The organism is Tatumella morbirosei (assembly GCF_000757425.2).
Lineage (GTDB): Bacteria > Pseudomonadota > Gammaproteobacteria > Enterobacterales > Enterobacteriaceae > Tatumella > Tatumella morbirosei.
Genome location: NZ_JPKR02000004.1, coordinates 576,837 through 591,935, shown reverse-complemented (window position 1 = coordinate 591,935; position 15,099 = coordinate 576,837). Strand labels below are relative to the sequence as shown.

Annotated in this window: 19 protein-coding genes; 5 read left to right on the top strand and 14 right to left on the bottom strand. The window is 48.7% G+C overall.

All coding sequences use genetic code 11. From position 1 onward, the window contains the following. The first annotated feature begins 34 nt into the window (after nt 1–34). Nucleotides 35–847 (top strand): pyrroline-5-carboxylate reductase, encoded by an 813-nt coding sequence (gene proC, locus HA49_RS14020; protein WP_038018546.1) that lies wholly within the window; start codon nt 35–37, stop codon nt 845–847. Between the two features lie 48 nt (nt 848–895). Here proC and lpxO read toward each other — a convergent pair whose 3' ends face one another. From lpxO to HA49_RS13995, 5 genes are all read right to left on the bottom strand, one after another. After that, nucleotides 896–1,810 carry a lipid A hydroxylase LpxO gene (lpxO, locus tag HA49_RS14015; protein WP_038018543.1) on the bottom strand — a complete coding sequence of 305 codons (915 nt, stop codon included), beginning with the start codon at nt 1,808–1,810 and terminating at the stop codon, nt 896–898. A 209-nt stretch (nt 1,811–2,019) separates the two neighbouring features. After that, nucleotides 2,020–2,343, bottom strand: a complete 324-nt coding sequence (locus tag HA49_RS14010; RefSeq protein WP_046791841.1) for a PsiF family protein — start codon at nt 2,341–2,343, stop codon at nt 2,020–2,022. A 106-nt stretch (nt 2,344–2,449) separates the two neighbouring features. Beyond that, nucleotides 2,450–2,707, bottom strand: a complete 258-nt coding sequence (locus HA49_RS14005) for a sigma-S stabilization anti-adapter protein IraP (protein WP_038018536.1) — start codon at nt 2,705–2,707, stop codon at nt 2,450–2,452. A 258-nt stretch (nt 2,708–2,965) separates the two neighbouring features. Further along, on the bottom strand, nt 2,966–3,115 hold the full coding sequence (locus tag HA49_RS21600) for a hypothetical protein (RefSeq protein WP_169748777.1): 150 nt from the start codon (nt 3,113–3,115) through the stop codon (nt 2,966–2,968). A gap of 367 nt (nt 3,116–3,482) precedes the next feature. Beyond that, complete coding sequence (locus HA49_RS13995) at nt 3,483–3,779, bottom strand: I78 family peptidase inhibitor (protein ID WP_038018530.1); 297 nt, start codon at nt 3,777–3,779, stop codon at nt 3,483–3,485. Nucleotides 3,780–4,151: 372 nt separating this feature from the next. Here HA49_RS13995 and HA49_RS13990 point away from each other — a divergent pair, with 372 nt between their 5' ends. Continuing rightward, complete coding sequence (locus tag HA49_RS13990; protein WP_038018527.1) at nt 4,152–4,805, top strand: CPBP family intramembrane glutamic endopeptidase; 654 nt, start codon at nt 4,152–4,154, stop codon at nt 4,803–4,805. Between the two features lie 48 nt (nt 4,806–4,853). Here the strand turns inward: HA49_RS13990 and HA49_RS21595 are convergent, their stop codons facing one another. Beyond that, a complete protein-coding gene (locus tag HA49_RS21595) occupies nt 4,854–5,030 on the bottom strand; it encodes a hypothetical protein (RefSeq protein ID WP_169748776.1) in 177 nt (58 codons plus the stop codon). A 232-nt stretch (nt 5,031–5,262) separates the two neighbouring features. Between HA49_RS21595 and HA49_RS13985 the strand changes: the two genes are divergently transcribed. Then, nucleotides 5,263–5,448: a hypothetical protein gene (locus tag HA49_RS13985; RefSeq protein ID WP_038018524.1), complete on the top strand. Its 186-nt coding sequence runs from the start codon at nt 5,263–5,265 to the stop codon at nt 5,446–5,448. An 83-nt stretch (nt 5,449–5,531) separates the two neighbouring features. Then, nucleotides 5,532–5,816, top strand: coding sequence for a hypothetical protein (locus tag HA49_RS13980; protein WP_046791840.1), 285 nt, complete (start codon nt 5,532–5,534; stop codon nt 5,814–5,816). Nucleotides 5,817–5,864: 48 nt separating this feature from the next. Here HA49_RS13980 and HA49_RS13975 read toward each other — a convergent pair whose 3' ends face one another. The 4 genes from HA49_RS13975 to adhP all read right to left on the bottom strand — a co-directional run bounded on the left by HA49_RS13975 (nt 5,865) and on the right by adhP (nt 9,668). Continuing rightward, nucleotides 5,865–6,293, bottom strand: coding sequence for an OsmC family protein (locus tag HA49_RS13975; protein WP_038018521.1), 429 nt, complete (start codon nt 6,291–6,293; stop codon nt 5,865–5,867). Nucleotides 6,294–6,363: 70 nt separating this feature from the next. Next, entirely contained in the window at nt 6,364–7,512 is a 1,149-nt protein-coding gene (gene lldD / locus HA49_RS13970) for an FMN-dependent L-lactate dehydrogenase LldD (protein WP_038018519.1), read from the bottom strand. Next, nucleotides 7,509–8,294 (bottom strand): transcriptional regulator LldR, encoded by a 786-nt coding sequence (lldR, locus tag HA49_RS13965; RefSeq protein WP_038018518.1) that lies wholly within the window; start codon nt 8,292–8,294, stop codon nt 7,509–7,511. Before lldR ends, lldD begins: the two co-directional genes overlap by 4 nt. A 354-nt stretch (nt 8,295–8,648) precedes the next feature. After that, complete coding sequence (gene adhP, locus HA49_RS13960; RefSeq protein WP_038018515.1) at nt 8,649–9,668, bottom strand: alcohol dehydrogenase AdhP; 1,020 nt, start codon at nt 9,666–9,668, stop codon at nt 8,649–8,651. Between the two features lie 464 nt (nt 9,669–10,132). Here adhP and HA49_RS13955 point away from each other — a divergent pair, with 464 nt between their 5' ends. Beyond that, nucleotides 10,133–10,732, top strand: a complete 600-nt coding sequence (locus HA49_RS13955) for a nitroreductase family protein (protein ID WP_038018512.1) — start codon at nt 10,133–10,135, stop codon at nt 10,730–10,732. A 43-nt stretch (nt 10,733–10,775) separates the two neighbouring features. Here HA49_RS13955 and HA49_RS13950 read toward each other — a convergent pair whose 3' ends face one another. The 4 genes from HA49_RS13950 to trmD form a co-directional block, all read right to left on the bottom strand. Beyond that, nucleotides 10,776–12,065: a cystathionine gamma-synthase family protein gene (locus HA49_RS13950; RefSeq protein ID WP_038018510.1), complete on the bottom strand. Its 1,290-nt coding sequence runs from the start codon at nt 12,063–12,065 to the stop codon at nt 10,776–10,778. A 151-nt stretch (nt 12,066–12,216) separates the two neighbouring features. Then, complete coding sequence (locus HA49_RS13945) at nt 12,217–13,554, bottom strand: APC family permease (RefSeq protein ID WP_046791839.1); 1,338 nt, start codon at nt 13,552–13,554, stop codon at nt 12,217–12,219. Nucleotides 13,555–13,909: 355 nt separating this feature from the next. Further along, nucleotides 13,910–14,257: a 50S ribosomal protein L19 gene (rplS, locus tag HA49_RS13940; RefSeq protein WP_038018503.1), complete on the bottom strand. Its 348-nt coding sequence runs from the start codon at nt 14,255–14,257 to the stop codon at nt 13,910–13,912. A 42-nt stretch (nt 14,258–14,299) separates the two neighbouring features. Continuing rightward, complete coding sequence (gene trmD, locus HA49_RS13935; RefSeq protein ID WP_046791838.1) at nt 14,300–15,064, bottom strand: tRNA (guanosine(37)-N1)-methyltransferase TrmD; 765 nt, start codon at nt 15,062–15,064, stop codon at nt 14,300–14,302. Nucleotides 15,065–15,099: the final 35 nt, after the last annotated feature.

Here is a 15,099-nt window from a genome sequence, read left to right as displayed (position 1 = left end):
CAGCTCATTCTCTGACACTCATAAAGGACAGGTAATGCTCAACAAAAAAATTGGTTTTATCGGCTGCGGTAATATGACCAAAGCGATTATTAACGGTATTGTGAAGAGCCAGATAATAGCCCCGGAAAATATCTGGGTATTTGACCGTAAAAGCGCAACCAACCAGGAAATGGCGGAAAAATATGGTCTGAAGGCCGCTGAAAGCCCGGAGTCGCTGGCCGGTGCTGTGGATATTCTGGTGGCAGCAGTCAAGCCAAATGTGATTAGCAAAGTATTAAGTGATATTGCCGGACAGTTAAAAAAAGACATTCTGGTCGTTTCCATTGCGGCAGGTGTCACTCTGGAAACCCTTGCGGCTGTGCTCGGGGACTCGCGCAAAATCATTCGTGTGATGCCTAATACCCCGGCATTAGTGGGTGAAGGTATGAGCTCTGTCACTCCCAATGGTCTGGTCACCGCAGATGAAACTGACATCGTGTTACAGATTTTCCGGAGTTTCGGTAAAGCAGAACAGGTCAGCGAATATTTAATCCATTCTGTTGTCGGAGTCAGTGGGTCTTCCCCGGCTTATATATTTATGCTGATTGAAGCGATGGCGGATGCCGCCGTACTGGGTGGAATGCCCAGAAAACAGGCTTACGAATTTGCTGCTCAGGCGGTAAAAGGCGCGGCACAAATGGTACTGGAAACCGGACTGCATCCTGCGCAGTTAAAAGACAGTGTTTGCTCACCCGGCGGTACCACGATTGAAGCGGTACAGACTCTCGAAAGCCAGGGATTCCGTGCCGCGGTTATGCTGGCAATGCAAAAATGCATGGAAAAATCTGAAGCGTTAAGTAAAAAGTAAATTTGTGCGCGGTTTCCAGCCGCTACGCTGGAAACCAGTTCATCCGCCCTACCAGTGCCTGAATACCGACACCAACAGCCACAGGAAAATAAGCACAATCACGGCATTTTTGAGAATGTAGTAAAGCTTACGGTTGCGTTTTTTCAGGCGTTGACCTGCATCACGTGCAGCACTGATATACTTAAATATGCGGTTAATCGCGCCCGTCCGGTCAGTTTCATCATTGGGTGAAGCGGCTGCAGACATCAGATTTTTACCCACCCAGTGATTGACTGCCCCTGCCCAACGCCATTTCATTGGCCTTTCAATATCACAGAATAAAATGATCCGTGTTTGCTGAGTGTTATTCTGTGCCCAATGGACAAAGGTTTCATCAAAGATAATCGCCTCACCATCCCGCCAGCTGCGTCTTTCTCCATCTACTTCAATAAAGCACTGGTCATTATTTGGAGTCACCAACCCCAAATGATAACGTACGGAACCCGCATAAGGGTCGCGGTGTTGCCCCAAATGGCTACCTGCAGGTAATTCAGCAAACATCGCCGCTTTAATACAGGGAATAGAACTCACCAACCGGGTGGTTACCGGACAGAGTTGTTCTGCCGAGGGATGAGCATCACCATACCATTTCAGATAAAAGCGTTTCCAACCACGTTTAAAAAATGTATTAAAACCGGCATCATTATTTCCGCTGGCCGCTTTAATATGATCCTGCAGACTAATCGCTTCCTCACGTATCGTTTGCCAGTGTTTTTTTAAAGGTTCAAGCTCCGGAAAGGTCTGTTCCGATAACCATGCCTGTTGCGACGGAAGTGTTGAAAATCCGGTCATAAACATATTTATCGGAGCCATAAATGTCGAATGGTCAAATAATTGCCGGGACATTTTTTGTTTTACTTTCCCTCGGGAATGGGCATAACTTACGCTAATAATAAATACACAAATAATAATCAGAGCAATCACCGATCTTATCCTTAATTTAACGATGCTATATGAAACGTGGCCAGACAGGTAAAAATGTAACATTTAATTAAAACCTGACTGCAAGGAAATATAGAGTAGTGGGGAAGGTTTGTTGTCACAACAAATGCGGTTACCGGCAGGGAAAGCACTTTGCGTGCAGCCATAGTTTGAAAAACAGCCTCAACATGAGGCTGTCTGGAAAATACTATTCAGCGATACTCCCGGGAAATCAGCTTTTTTTTCAGGCAGCTGCTCATAAACGATTTACGGGCATCACCCTTTAATGCTTTTTGCTTTGCATCAGCATTACAGGTTTTCATCTTCTGTTGTTGTGCTGTCAGCCCCTCAACTTTATGATCTTTTTTCAGACAAGTGCTCATAAAATTTTTACGGGCATCACCTTTCAGGCTCTGGGAACTGGCCTCGTGGTTGCAGTCAGTCATTTTCTGTTGTTGTGCAGTTTTTTCAGCAGCGGAAGCTGAACCTGCAACACAAAGTCCGCACAGAGCCAGTGCGATCATCATCTTTTTCATTGCTTACTCCTGTCAAATAGATACCGGCCATTAAGCCAGAGATAAAACCGCCTGAGTGACAGCGGAAATAATATTATCTGCAACTTATTGAGGATTATCCATCTGACTATGAATGTTTTGCTGCAGAAATTTCAGCAATAAACCGTGAGTAAGCATCATCATGAAAAACGCCGCCAACAGAATCGCTATTTTGAGCCATCCGCTGTTGTAATTTTGTTTCAAACTGGTGCAGTGATTCTGCAGGCAGGCTATCCAGTACCACCGATAAAATAACTTCCATTGCTGCAAGTCGCTCCGTCTGAAGCTTATATTCTTCATCTCTTTCAGCAAGTTTTATTAACAGCTCAGCGATCAGGTTTTTCATACTTAAGCCTCGGCATTCTCTGAGGCCTGAAGTTAACATCAAATTCATAAAAAAACAGATTTTTTTGTAAAACCGGGTGCAAATAAAGCAGAAGTGCCCACAGCGTCTCAGAGTTGTTCACTGGAAAAAAAACAAAAGGCAATTTAGAGGGGAAATATGTGAATCACAGAGCCAACAGCCACGATAAAAGTCAGTTCGTTATGGGAGGCTAAAGTTTCAGGGCGGGTGTACACCCGCCCTGGCTCAACTGTTGGCAGATTAATGCCCGTTATACCCGTAATGAGGGCCACCGCCGCCGTGACCGCCGCCCCAACCGCCACCACCGCCGCCACCCGGAGGTGGGAAAATGCAGCCGTTCAGCATAACCACGACTCCCAGCACTGCAGCAATTTTAAACAGTCGTACCATAATAACCTCGATATTGTGGTTGTTATCTGAAAACATCCGCAGTATATCGCTAAGGTGGGTAAGAAAAATCCGCATCAGTTGGCTATTGATTTTGTGAAACCAATCATGACGATTCCATTACAATAACCAGACGATAAGATGGCAGCAAAACGACATAATTACCTGAAATTGTTATTTTCTTCACGCGACATCAGGATCGTTTCAGCAGAGAAACTCATGCAGATGAAGATAATTGAATGGCTTCCCTCTCATCCGAAGACGGTTTGTTGTCCCCAAAAAAAATCCCGCCGTAGCGGGAAAAGGATTCGGTAACGAGTGCGTGTGATATTAGCTACCGATGATGACTTTCTGATGACACGCAATGACATTAACCGCAATAGACTTTGGTGATATTTCCCTGCGCATCGGCAAAAAAATTCAGCCGACGAAGATTAAAATCCATGGTAACGACTGAGTCATGTGCGATCGCCCTGACCGGGTTATCAAAACGTAGATCATTCACCGATGACAGGGGTTTGCCGATATATTGTTGATAATCAGATGCTCCACACATGTCATCATCCGGCACATAAGTGGTTTGTGTGTTATCGTGCTGACTGGCTGACTGGCAGCCTGCCAACAGTAAAATCCCGGAGACCAGTAAGGCTTTTCCATTTAATGTCATATCAATTCCTCTGTTCAACAGTCCATACTTCGCGGACCGACCGTATGAAGGCTTTGCAACGAGCAGATCGTTCTGTGGGTTATTTAATAACGAAATGACACCTTTGGCACGGAAAATCCCTTCGGAAAAAGATTAGAATTTCCTGAAGTTTACCACTGTCAGCGCGTCAGGAGCGTTTACTTTTCCACCAGCCCGGCCATTGGCAATACAATTTAAATCATTTAAACTCAAGCAATTAAATAAAACATCACCATCTGAGAAGCCAGTCAATATCCGGCATGGTATCGAAAGTCATGGGTGATTGTCTGCCATGACTCGACAGTGATTTGTACCGTTGATATTATTCGGAAGATTCTTAACGCTGAGCGAACGATGAACACTCAATCAGACAAAATAACATTGACCGCGTTCTATCTTGGCAGTTTTGTTATCTACTACCTGATAACACTGTTGATAACGCTGTTCCCTAATTTTGCTGCACTGCGTACCAGTGGTTTACTGGTGCCGGTAATCTGTTTGTTTGAATTTGCGGTTATCTATCCATTGTATCGTTTTTACTGTCAACGCCGGACAGATATTCCCTTTAATCAGCTTCAGCCGTTACAAACATTGCTGTTCACGCTGGCGTTGCTGGTATTGATGGTCGCGGAAATTCAGTACCTGCTGCCAGAGGTCTGGCTGTCGGAACAGGCCAGCCAGGCACGCAGTTCTCAGTTGATTTTACTGATCACCGCGGTGTGTCTGGCCCCGGTATTTGAAGAGGTGCTGTTTCGTGGCTTTTTGCTACAAACATTTCTGTTATGGGCACCCAAAAGTCGGTTTGCCTGTATGCTGCTGACCTCTCTGTTATTTGCAGCGCTGCATACCCAGTATGTACACTGGCAATCTATTGCTGCCCTGACACTATTTTCTCTGTTACTGTGTTGGGCCAGGCTGAAAAGTAACGGTCTGGCATTGCCGGTGTTTCTGCACACGCTTAACAACCTGATTGCACTGGTCCCGGCATTGTATCTTTCAGCATTCTGAAGGTTATGCTCCGGGAGACCACCTGGCCCCCGGCAGCATAAGCCTGGATTATTTCGGTTGAGAGTTCTCCTGCTCAAAATGATTTTTAAATTGTTCATAAATAGAAATCATATTGGCGGCATCACCCTGGAGCGGACTGAGTTTGCCAGCACGAACCAGCTCGATGACCAGCTGTAATGCAGCCTGCTTTGGGTGTTCTGCGGGTTGGGAAATTGCTTCGTTCATAAAGAGTACCTGTAGGTATTGAATTAAATAACGCAAACCTAAAGTGTAACGCAGTTAACTACTCTCTGGCAGGATAACCGCTCTATTTTTCGGTCTTTCATGGCGAACAGATTCAATAAAGATGCCGGACTCAGGTATTACCGATTACCGGCTGGCAGGATGATGCCAGCACCAATGCTATACTAATCTTCCGGCTGCCGGGACACGAGGATACTGAGCTAAGGAGTCAGTCATGTTAATCGGATTTGTATTATTAGTCAGTGCCTGTGGCAATGATGCCTGTGATGCGTTGCCTGTTTCAGAGCATATTTTTCCCAACCAGGCCAGTTGTGAAATGATGGCTGACCGGATTCATAAAGTGCGCCCGCACGCAGTACTGATTTGCGGGGAAGTTCATCGCGATCCACAACCGCAATAATGCACTTTGCATACCGGTGAATCTGCGCCTCATCACCCGCCATTTCTGATGATTAACATTATACGCTGAACTTCGGGCATCTTATGAGAGCAAAAAAACAATCCCGACCAAGAAAACCCTCCGGGCGGTGGGTTTATTACCTGTTATATCAGGATATTATCTGGCCCTGCCCTGTCCGTTGGGAGTGGGAATCGGGTTTTGGGGGGTGGTTGCCCTTTTACTACGCACCGACGTTTGAATTTATCGCCGCCGACCCTTCCCGCGTCACTCGTGTCCACTCTTCTGTCAGACCTGCCAGTAACAGCAAAATTCGTCAGGGAATTCAGCATGCCGGAATGATGGTGGAAGAACAGGAGAATGATGAGTAATTTCGGCGGAAAATGTATAGCCCGCAGTCACTGCGGGCCTGACACCCTTTAGTTGATTAATGTGTAATCAAGGGTGATTTCGGTATTCAGCAACTGAGAGACCGGGCAACCGGCTTTGGCTTTCAGGATAATGTCTTCAAAGGTTTTCGCATCAATACCAGGCAACTCAATCTCACTGACCAGAGCAACCTTAGTGATAGCAAAACCCTCTCCTTTTTTATCCAGTGAAACATCGGCAGTAGTATCAATACTTTTGGGCGGATGACCCGCCTGTCCGAGCATCAAAGATAGTGCCATAGAAAAACAGGCAGCATGTGCTGCACCTATCAGCTCTTCAGGATTGGTTCCGGGCTTATCTTCAAACCGGGTATTAAAGCCATAGGGCTGCTGACTCAGGGCGCCACTTTGGGTACTGACAGTACCTTTACCTTTAATATCACCTTCCCAGTGTGCCGAGCCTTTTTTATGTATTGTCATACTATCCTCCGCTTCAGGGTATAAAGCATTAAGTATAGTCCCCCGGCACCACATCACCGGGTTTTATGAATTATCTTATGTCTGCCACATTGACCAGCAGTTCACGGCTGATTTCATTGATCGATTTTGCCCCGGTCAGTGTCATAGCGACACGCATCTCGTTGGCTACCAGTTTCAATAGATTGTCTACCCCTTGCTGCCCATGGGTCGCCAATGCATAGATAAACGCCCTGCCGAGCAGTACTGTATCCGCCCCCAATGCCAGCATCCTCACTACATCCAGACCGTTACGAACACCGCTATCAGCCAGTATTGTTATATCTCCTTTAACTGCATCCGCGATTGAGGGTAAGGCACGGGCCGTGGACAGCACCCCATCCAGTTGCCGCCCGCCATGATTTGATACCACAATACCGTCTGCACCAAAACGTACCGCATCCCGCGCATCCTGTGGATCAAGGATGCCTTTAATAACCATTGGCCCATCCCAGAAATCACGAATCCATTCCAAATCCTTCCACGAAATGGAAGGATCGAAGTTTTTAGCCAGCCAGCCTATATAGTCTTCCAGTCCGGTGGGTTTGCCGAGATAAGCCGAGACATTACCAAGGTCATGCGGTCTCCCCAGTAATCCTACATCCCATGCCCAACCTGGATGTTGTACAGCCTGCAGGTAACGGCGGGAAGCGGCAAAAGGTCCACTCATCCCCGAATGTGCATCACGATAACGAGCTCCCGGGGTGGGCATATCCACAGTGAACACCAGAACAGAGCAGCCTGCAGCCTTCGCTCTTTCCAGGGCATTTCGCATAAATGCGCGGTCCCGCAGAACATACAACTGGAACCACATAGGACGGGACATTACCGGCGCAACTTCCTCAATCGGACATACCGAGACGGTAGAGAGGGTAAACGGAATTCCTGCTGCTGATGCAGCCCTGGCAGCCTGAACCTCTCCACGCCGCGCATACATGCCGGTCAGTCCTACCGGGCCAAGCGCAACCGGCATCGATAGCGTTTCATTAAACAATTGAGTTTCAAGACTCAGTGATGACATGTCATTCAGAACCCGCTGGCGTAAAGCGATTTCAGAAAGATCATCAGTATTGCGTTTCAGCGTGTACTCGGCATAAGCACCGCCATCGATATAGTGAAACAGAAAAGGTGGCAGACGTTTTTCCGCAGCCGCACGGTAATCAGAAGAAGCCGATATAATCATGATCCATTGCCTGTGAATTTCTGAAGCTCGTCAGGCAGACGTATAACTCTTTGCTGTCTGGCATAGTCTTCATCGAGCTGTTGGGTGGTTTTATGCACGAAACTGAGGTGACTGCCTGCCGCCTGCCTGGCGGTGGCGGCGTCTCCGGCAAGGATAGCCTGTAGCAGATGCCAGTGCTGTTCTGTCAGTTGGCTGACAACCTGCTGGCTGGCGAACATTTGCTGATGGCTTTGTAATACCGAACTGTGCAGTAAACCAAACAGCCCGCGCATAGTTTGTAACAACACTGCATTATGTGACGCTTCTGCAATCATCAGATGAAACCGCGCATCGGCCTGAGCTATCAGGCTGGTATCACTCCCCGGAGGTAATTCGCTCATGGCTTCAAAACAGTATTGCAGACGCTGTTTATCATCGCTGCTGGCACGAAGTGCAGCATGCCATGCGGTACCTGCTTCCAGTGTATGTCTGGCTTCCAGGATATCCAGTCGGTATTCAGGATCGTCAGCTAATAACTTTGTTAGCGGTTCCACAATGACACTCTCAGTCCAGGGGGTTGACCGTTCCCGGACAAAACTCCCACCGCCAGGCAGGGTATAAATCACCCCGGAACTGTTAAGTTTCTGTAGTGCCTCACGAACGGAGGCCCGTGACACCTGCAGTTTACTGGCCAGATCACGTTCAGAAGGCAGGCGCATTCCGCCGTGTAATGATTGTTGCTTTATCAATTGCTCCAGTCTGGTCATCAGCAGATTGCTGAGTTTTTCTGATGATTTGGGCATATATTTCTCCGCAACTCCGGGGCAGGAGCTGGCAGTATCAACCGTTACGTAAATGTTAACTCAGTGTTGTCAGCTACATCCTAACCCTGTACCTGGCTGTCGTTAACCAGATCTGGTTCAGATCACACACCAAATGAAGGTTCTGTGGACGATGTTACTTTTCCGTTCGGGTTGGTCTGACCAATTGCTTGCTTTATAAACAACAGCAACAATGGGGTTGGCCCTCCGGTCATTTTCACTCTCTGTCACAGACAAAAAAATATCTTCCGCAGGTCGCAGGTTTTCCGGACACAAAAAAGCCCTGACCTGAAAGGTCAGAGCCTGTATGACATCAGAGACTATACTCTTATTCTGTTAATGCGTATGGGTACAGAAGTCGATAACCATCCGGCCTTTAATCTTGCCCTGTTCCATTTCATGGAAAATATCGTTGATATCCTCTACCGGACGTTTTTCAACTTTAGGCACGACTTTACCTTCAGCAGCGAAGCGGAATGCTTCAGCAAGATCTTTACGGGTTCCTACCAGCGAGCCTACAACCTCGATACCATCCAGTACCAGCCGCGGGATATCCAGGCTCATTGATTCCGGCGGAAGCCCCACCGCAACCACCCGGCCACCGGCACGAACACAATAGACCGCCGAGTTGAAAGCAGATTTCGCCACCGCAGTCACTACAGCAGCATGCGCACCACCGCATTTTTCCTGCATTATTTTTGCGGCATCTTCTTTTACCGGGTTAATAGTTAAATCAGCCCCCATCTCACGGGCAAATTCCAGCTGAGCCTCATTCACATCAACCGCCACCACTTTGGCGTTAAATACATTTTTGGCGTATTGCAGAGCCAGATTACCCAGACCACCCAGCCCGTAAATCGCAATCCACTGTCCGGGACGAATATTCGATACCTTAACGGCTTTATAAGTTGTCACTCCGGCGCAGGTAATACTGCTGGCCTCCGCTGCATCAAGTCCGTCAGGTACTTTCACTGCATAATCGGCTACCACTATGCACTCTTCCGCCATACCGCCATCCACAGTGTAACCTGCATTTTTCACACTACGGCACAGTGTTTCATTTCCACTGTTACAATATTCACAGTATCCGCAGCCCTGAAAAAACCAGGCCACACTGGCACGATCCCCGGGTTTCAGTGACGTAACACCAGGTCCAATTTGTTTAACAATTCCGATACCTTCATGCCCAAGGATGACCCCGGTTTTATCTCCAAAATCACCATTTTTAACGTGGAGATCCGTGTGACATACACCACAGTATTCCATCTGTAGCAGTGCTTCACCATGCTCAAGAGGACGCAACTTTTTATCAACAATTTCAACGTTATGATCTTTAGTAACGACAGCAGCTTTCATACCAGGACTCCTGTAAAAAGGTGAACAAGACCATGTAATCTTGACTGAGACCACTGTTACTCAGTCTCAGGCTGTAAGTTTTGATAATTATCACAAAAGGTTAAAAAAACTGACAAGTTTACAACAAAATCACTATACCGGTGACCAGGGAGTGATGACCAGAACTACATAAACACAAATGATAATAAGAATTTTTTGTATATAACCTGCTGTTCTATATAAGCCCGCTGTCATAGCTTCCGGGGAGTATGACGACAGATTCAACCTATAGCCATGCAGGGCAAATCCTGCGTCACTTGCGGTGTCCGTTGCCTTATTCATAACATTTGATTTCTATCATCAGAAATATTGCTGAAGATAGGCAGGTAGATTCTGAGTCAATCGGTTATGCTGTTTTCTGACAGGCAAACCTCACCCTTCCGGGCCATTGGCCGGAGTGGTTATCCCAAAGTTAAGGAGACACTATGTCACAAGGTTTTAATGAACTGTCGGCTAAACGCAGAACGATTTATGCGCTGGGCCCTGATTTGCCGCTGACAGATGACGAGGTCATCTCACTGATTCAGACAGCGATTAAAAACGCCCCTTCCGCGTTTAACTCACAGAGCTCCCGGGCTTTGATTTTGCTCGGTGATCAGCATAAAACTTTCTGGTCCCTGACCAAAGAGCAGTTAAGAAAACATGTCCCGGCGGAAGCTTTTGAAGCCACAGATAAAAAAATTAACGGCTTCGCAGCCGCTGCCGGCTCGGTGCTGTTTTTTGAAGACAAGGATGTGGTTACCGGACTGCAGCAGAAATTTGCAGCCTATGCCGATAACTTCCCGGTCTGGTCAGAACACAGTACGGGTATTGCACAATACGCCGTATGGCTGGCATTGGCTGAGCAAGGTATTGGGGCGAACCTGCAGCACTATAATCCGCTGGTCGATGAAGATGTACGTAACACCTGGAATGTTCCTGCTTCCTGGAAACTGCGTGCTCAGTTGAACTTCGGTTCTGTCGAAGCACCTGCCGGCGAAAAAACCTATATCGCAGACAATGAACGTTTTATCATCGCCCGCTAAATCACACTGATTTACAGGCCGGTATCATCACCGGCCTGTAATTTTAGTCGTCTAAAACGTCCAGAGCCTGCTGTAAATCGGCAATCAGATCGACCGGATGTTCAATCCCTATCGATACCCTCACCGTAGTTTCGAGTATCGCAAAGGCTTCCCGGGTTTCGCGGGCAACACCTGAATGAGTGGTGGTTGCCGGATGACTGGCCAGTGATTCGGTGCCACCCAGACTGACCGCCTGACGGAATATTTTCAGTTGGTTCAGAAAACGAAAGGCATCTGCCTGCGACTGGCCGACATCAAAAGAAAAAGTCGAACCTGCGCCAGTACATTGCTCCCGGTACAACCTGCCAGCAGGTGTTGCAGGATCATTAAACGGCAAATAATGTACCGCAGTAATTTTAGGGTGTTGCTGTAAAAACTCCGCCACCTGCTGTGCATTATTATTCGCCTTCTCCATCCGCAACTGCAGAGTCTCCAGAGAACGGCCCAGCATCCAGCAGGAATGTGGGTCAAGCTGAGTACCGATGGCACTACGCATCTGCCTTACCCGGGACATCAGCTCCCGATTGCCCATCGCGGCCCCGGCGACCAGATCTGAATGCCCGCCAACATATTTTGTCAGGGAATAAACGCTGACATCAGCCCCCAGCGCCAGCGGGCGCTGAAACACCGGCCCCAGCAGGGTATTGTCGCAAATAACCGGGGGTCGAAAACCTTGTATCTGTTGCAGATCATCGGCGAGTCGGGCCAGTAACCGGATATCCGCCAGAGAGTTGGTCGGATTCGCCGGTGTTTCGGCAAAAATAGCGGTAATTCTGCCGGTACTGGCCGCCTGCTTAGCGGTCGCCAGCATTGACGAATAGTCCAGCGCATCACTCAGTGGCTGACTGCTGATACCCAGCCGGACCAGCGTTTTGTTAAACAACGTTTCGGTCCCCCCGTATAACGGCTGGGTTTTCAGTACGACATCCCCGGGCTTACAAAGTGTCAGCAAAACCGAGCTGATCGCCGACATCCCTGAAGAAAACAGCGCGCAGCGCTCAGCGCCTTCATACAATGCCAGACGATCTTCGACGATTTCACTGTTTGGATGGTTAAATCTCGAGTAAACCAGCCCTTCCCGGGTCCCTTCAGGCGCTGACTGCCGCCCGCTGGCAACATTAAAGAATGCCTGCCCCTCTTCCGCCGTTCTGAAGATAAACGTTGAGGTCAGAAATACCGGAGGTTTAACAGCCCCTTCGGATAGTAGTGGGTCATAGCCGTAACTGGTCATTAATGTTTCAGGGTGCAACAGATGTTCTCCCTGACGGGTTTTCAGACTTTTACCATCACTCATTCACCGTTCCTTTTGTTCACAGCCCCGCAAGATGACGGGGATTCGGATATCTTTCCCGGGCAGATCTCTGACCTGTTCCCGGGAGCATTCACAGATCGCCTTGTCGTTCAGTCCGGGCACATTCTCCGCACTGAAGTCAGCACTCTAAAAATCATAGTACCCGGAACAACTGTTGATGATCCCGTCGGACCCCATAGATAAACAGACCAATCACCAGCCATACCGCAGCAATACCCAGAGCAAAAGCGTGCATACTGAACAATACCGGTAACAGCATTAACAGACCGGCCACTGGTAATAACCCGTACAGCAGGATATTGCGTAGCCCACGCTTTTTTTGTTTTACCAGCATCCAGCCGGTGACCGACAGATGAAGAAAAACAAACCCGCAAATCGCCCCGACATCGACAAAGGAAACCAGGTGCGATAACCCCTCCGGAACCAGAGCCGCAACAACCGCCAGCAGACTATTCACTCCCGCGGCCAGCAAAATACTGACCACCGGAAGCCCGTTAGACTGGCTCACCCGGCTTAACGCTGACGGCAAAATCCGGTCCCGGGAGAGACTAAACAGCAACCTTCCTGCTGCTGCCTGGCCAATCATGGCCGAGAAGGCGGCACCGAACGCCTTGACGATGGCCAGTAAATCACCCAGCCAGCCAGCAACCGACTGGCTTACTATGCTGTAGTAAGCTTTGCCCTGCATTTCCGGATGCTCAGTCAACCAGTGGCTGCTCCACGGGCTGAGCAATGAGGCCAGCCATGTCTGAGCGACAAACAGAGCGCCGGCAAGGAACAGGCAAATCAACGTCGCACGACCGGTTTGTCTGCGATCGCCATTATTCTCTTCACCAAACGAAGAGATGGCATCAAACCCCAGGAATGACAGTAATGCCACAGATACCGATGACAACAGCAGATCGATATCAACTCCCTGAGATCCGGTGATTGGCTGCATCAGTGGAACAGAACTCCCTTTATGCCACACCACCCACGCCCCACCCGCAAGAATCATCAACAGTACGGCGACTTCAGCACTGACTACCAGCAGGGAAACTTTTCGCGCGCGTTGCAGGCCTATCACATTGAGTCCGGTAGTGACTGCTACCGCCAGCAAAGTCCAGAACCAGACAGGCAATACAGGAAACAGTGCATTCAGTGAAATACCGCTGAACAAATAGGCGACTGCCGGTATAAACAGATAGTCGAGCAAAATGACCCAGCCTGCGATAAATCCGGCGGCCGGTGATAAGCCCCGGGATGCATAGGCGTAGACTGCACCGGCATTGGGAATTTCTGAAGACATGACCGAATAGGACCATGCGGTAAATGCCATCACCAGAGTGGCAATCAGATATACCAGCGGCGTTAACCCCTGGCTGCTGGCTTCCAGTGTTCCATATAGCCCTACCGGTGCCGCCGGACCGATAAACAGTAGCCCCATCACCACCATATCCCGCAGGCGGAGGGTGCGTTTTAGCTGATGCATTCTTTCTCTCTGTGTAGTTGTGCAGCCATCAGCGGCTGGAATAATTATTTCGTTGGCTGACAGATAATGACACAGTAATCACTAAAAATTTACCGGCTTTAACCGGTGACAACGGAAATAATGTGATAACTAAAGTTGAGAATAAGAAAAAACAGAACGGGGGGAGCTGTGCCAGCACCCGGGTGACCAGCATATGCCTGGGGCTGTTTTGGTCATTTTAAGCTGACAGGCAGAGCCAACACCAGGGCGATAACCACGTCTACAGGACATTTTTTTGTTCGCACAAAAAAAAGGGGCTGGCCACTGGCCAACCCCCTGTTCTCTATTAACTTTCAGATGTCGCGTTAGCGATACCTTAGTTAAGACGCTCTCTGATACGAGCAGCCTTACCAGTACGCTCACGCAGGTAGTACAGTTTGGCCTGACGTACAGCACCACGACGTTTAACAGCAATGCTGTCAACTACAGGTGAGTGAGTCTGGAATACACGCTCAACACCTTCGCCGTTAGAAATTTTACGAACAGTGAATGCAGAGTGCAGACCGCGGTTACGGATTGCAATAACCACGCCCTCAAATGCCTGCAGACGTTTTTTAGAACCTTCAACGACCCATACTTTCACTTCCACGGTATCACCCGGACGGAATGAAGGTACATCCTGTTTCATCTGTTCTTGTTCAAGTTGCTTGATAATGTTGCTCATAATTAAATCTCTTATCCTGGGTAAACTGATATATAGGGAAGACTATTCTTCCGCATCATCATGTTGCTGCTGCTGATTTTCATAGCGAAACTCACGCAGCAATTTAGCTTGCTCTTCAGTCAGAGCCAGGTTTTCCAGAAGTTCAGGTCTTCTAAGCCAGGTGCGGCCCAACGACTGCTTCAGACGCCAACGGCGAATTTCGGCATGGTTACCCGACAGTAAAACCGGCGGTACTTCCACACCCTCTAACACTTCAGGCCGGGTATAATGCGGACAATCCAGCAATCCATCAGAAAACGAATCTTCATCAGCCGATGCTTGTTTCCCGAGCACTCCCGGGATAAACCGGGCCACCGAGTCAATCATCGTCATTGCTGGCAGTTCCCCGCCACTGAGCACATAATCACCGATTGACCATTCTTCATCAATTTCGGCGTCGATTACCCGCTCATCAATACCTTCGTAGCGTCCGCATACCAGAATTAACTTCCGGTCTGCTGCTAATTCGCAAACACCCTGTTGGTCCAGTTTGCGTCCCTGAGGTGACAGGTAAATTACCTTAGCGCCCTCACCTGCCGCTGCCTTGGCTGCGTGGATTGCATCCCGTAAAGGTTGCACCATCATCAGCATTCCCGGTCCACCCCCGTAGGGACGATCGTCGACAGTACGATGCCTGTCGTGTGTGAAGTCTCTTGGACTCCAGCACTGAATGCTGAGCAGACCATTTTTCACAGCCCGGCCAGTTACCCCGTAATCGGTAATCGCACGAAACATCTCTGGAAACAGGCTAATCACACCAATCCACATCGCGTTCGCCGTTGGGTTACCGTTAAATCCGGAGA

Coding starts and splice junctions, on each gene's coding strand:
- proC (WP_038018546.1), top strand. CDS start 35: ATGCTCAACAAAAAAATTGGTTTTATCGGCTGCGGTAATATGACCAAA.
- HA49_RS14010 (WP_046791841.1), bottom strand. CDS start 2,343: ATGAAAAAGATGATGATCGCACTGGCTCTGTGCGGACTTTGTGTTGCA.
- HA49_RS14005 (WP_038018536.1), bottom strand. CDS start 2,707: ATGAAAAACCTGATCGCTGAGCTGTTAATAAAACTTGCTGAAAGAGAT.
- HA49_RS21600 (WP_169748777.1), bottom strand. CDS start 3,115: ATGGTACGACTGTTTAAAATTGCTGCAGTGCTGGGAGTCGTGGTTATG.
- HA49_RS13995 (WP_038018530.1), bottom strand. CDS start 3,779: ATGACATTAAATGGAAAAGCCTTACTGGTCTCCGGGATTTTACTGTTG.
- HA49_RS13990 (WP_038018527.1), top strand. CDS start 4,152: ATGAACACTCAATCAGACAAAATAACATTGACCGCGTTCTATCTTGGC.
- HA49_RS21595 (WP_169748776.1), bottom strand. CDS start 5,030: ATGAACGAAGCAATTTCCCAACCCGCAGAACACCCAAAGCAGGCTGCA.
- HA49_RS13985 (WP_038018524.1), top strand. CDS start 5,263: ATGTTAATCGGATTTGTATTATTAGTCAGTGCCTGTGGCAATGATGCC.
- HA49_RS13980 (WP_046791840.1), top strand. CDS start 5,532: ATGAGAGCAAAAAAACAATCCCGACCAAGAAAACCCTCCGGGCGGTGG.
- HA49_RS13975 (WP_038018521.1), bottom strand. CDS start 6,293: ATGACAATACATAAAAAAGGCTCGGCACACTGGGAAGGTGATATTAAA.
- lldD (WP_038018519.1), bottom strand. CDS start 7,512: ATGATTATATCGGCTTCTTCTGATTACCGTGCGGCTGCGGAAAAACGT.
- lldR (WP_038018518.1), bottom strand. CDS start 8,294: ATGCCCAAATCATCAGAAAAACTCAGCAATCTGCTGATGACCAGACTG.
- adhP (WP_038018515.1), bottom strand. CDS start 9,668: ATGAAAGCTGCTGTCGTTACTAAAGATCATAACGTTGAAATTGTTGAT.
- HA49_RS13955 (WP_038018512.1), top strand. CDS start 10,133: ATGTCACAAGGTTTTAATGAACTGTCGGCTAAACGCAGAACGATTTAT.
- HA49_RS13950 (WP_038018510.1), bottom strand. CDS start 12,065: ATGAGTGATGGTAAAAGTCTGAAAACCCGTCAGGGAGAACATCTGTTG.
- HA49_RS13945 (WP_046791839.1), bottom strand. CDS start 13,554: ATGCATCAGCTAAAACGCACCCTCCGCCTGCGGGATATGGTGGTGATG.
- rplS (WP_038018503.1), bottom strand. CDS start 14,257: ATGAGCAACATTATCAAGCAACTTGAACAAGAACAGATGAAACAGGAT.
- trmD (WP_046791838.1), bottom strand. CDS start 15,064: ATGTGGATTGGTGTGATTAGCCTGTTTCCAGAGATGTTTCGTGCGATT.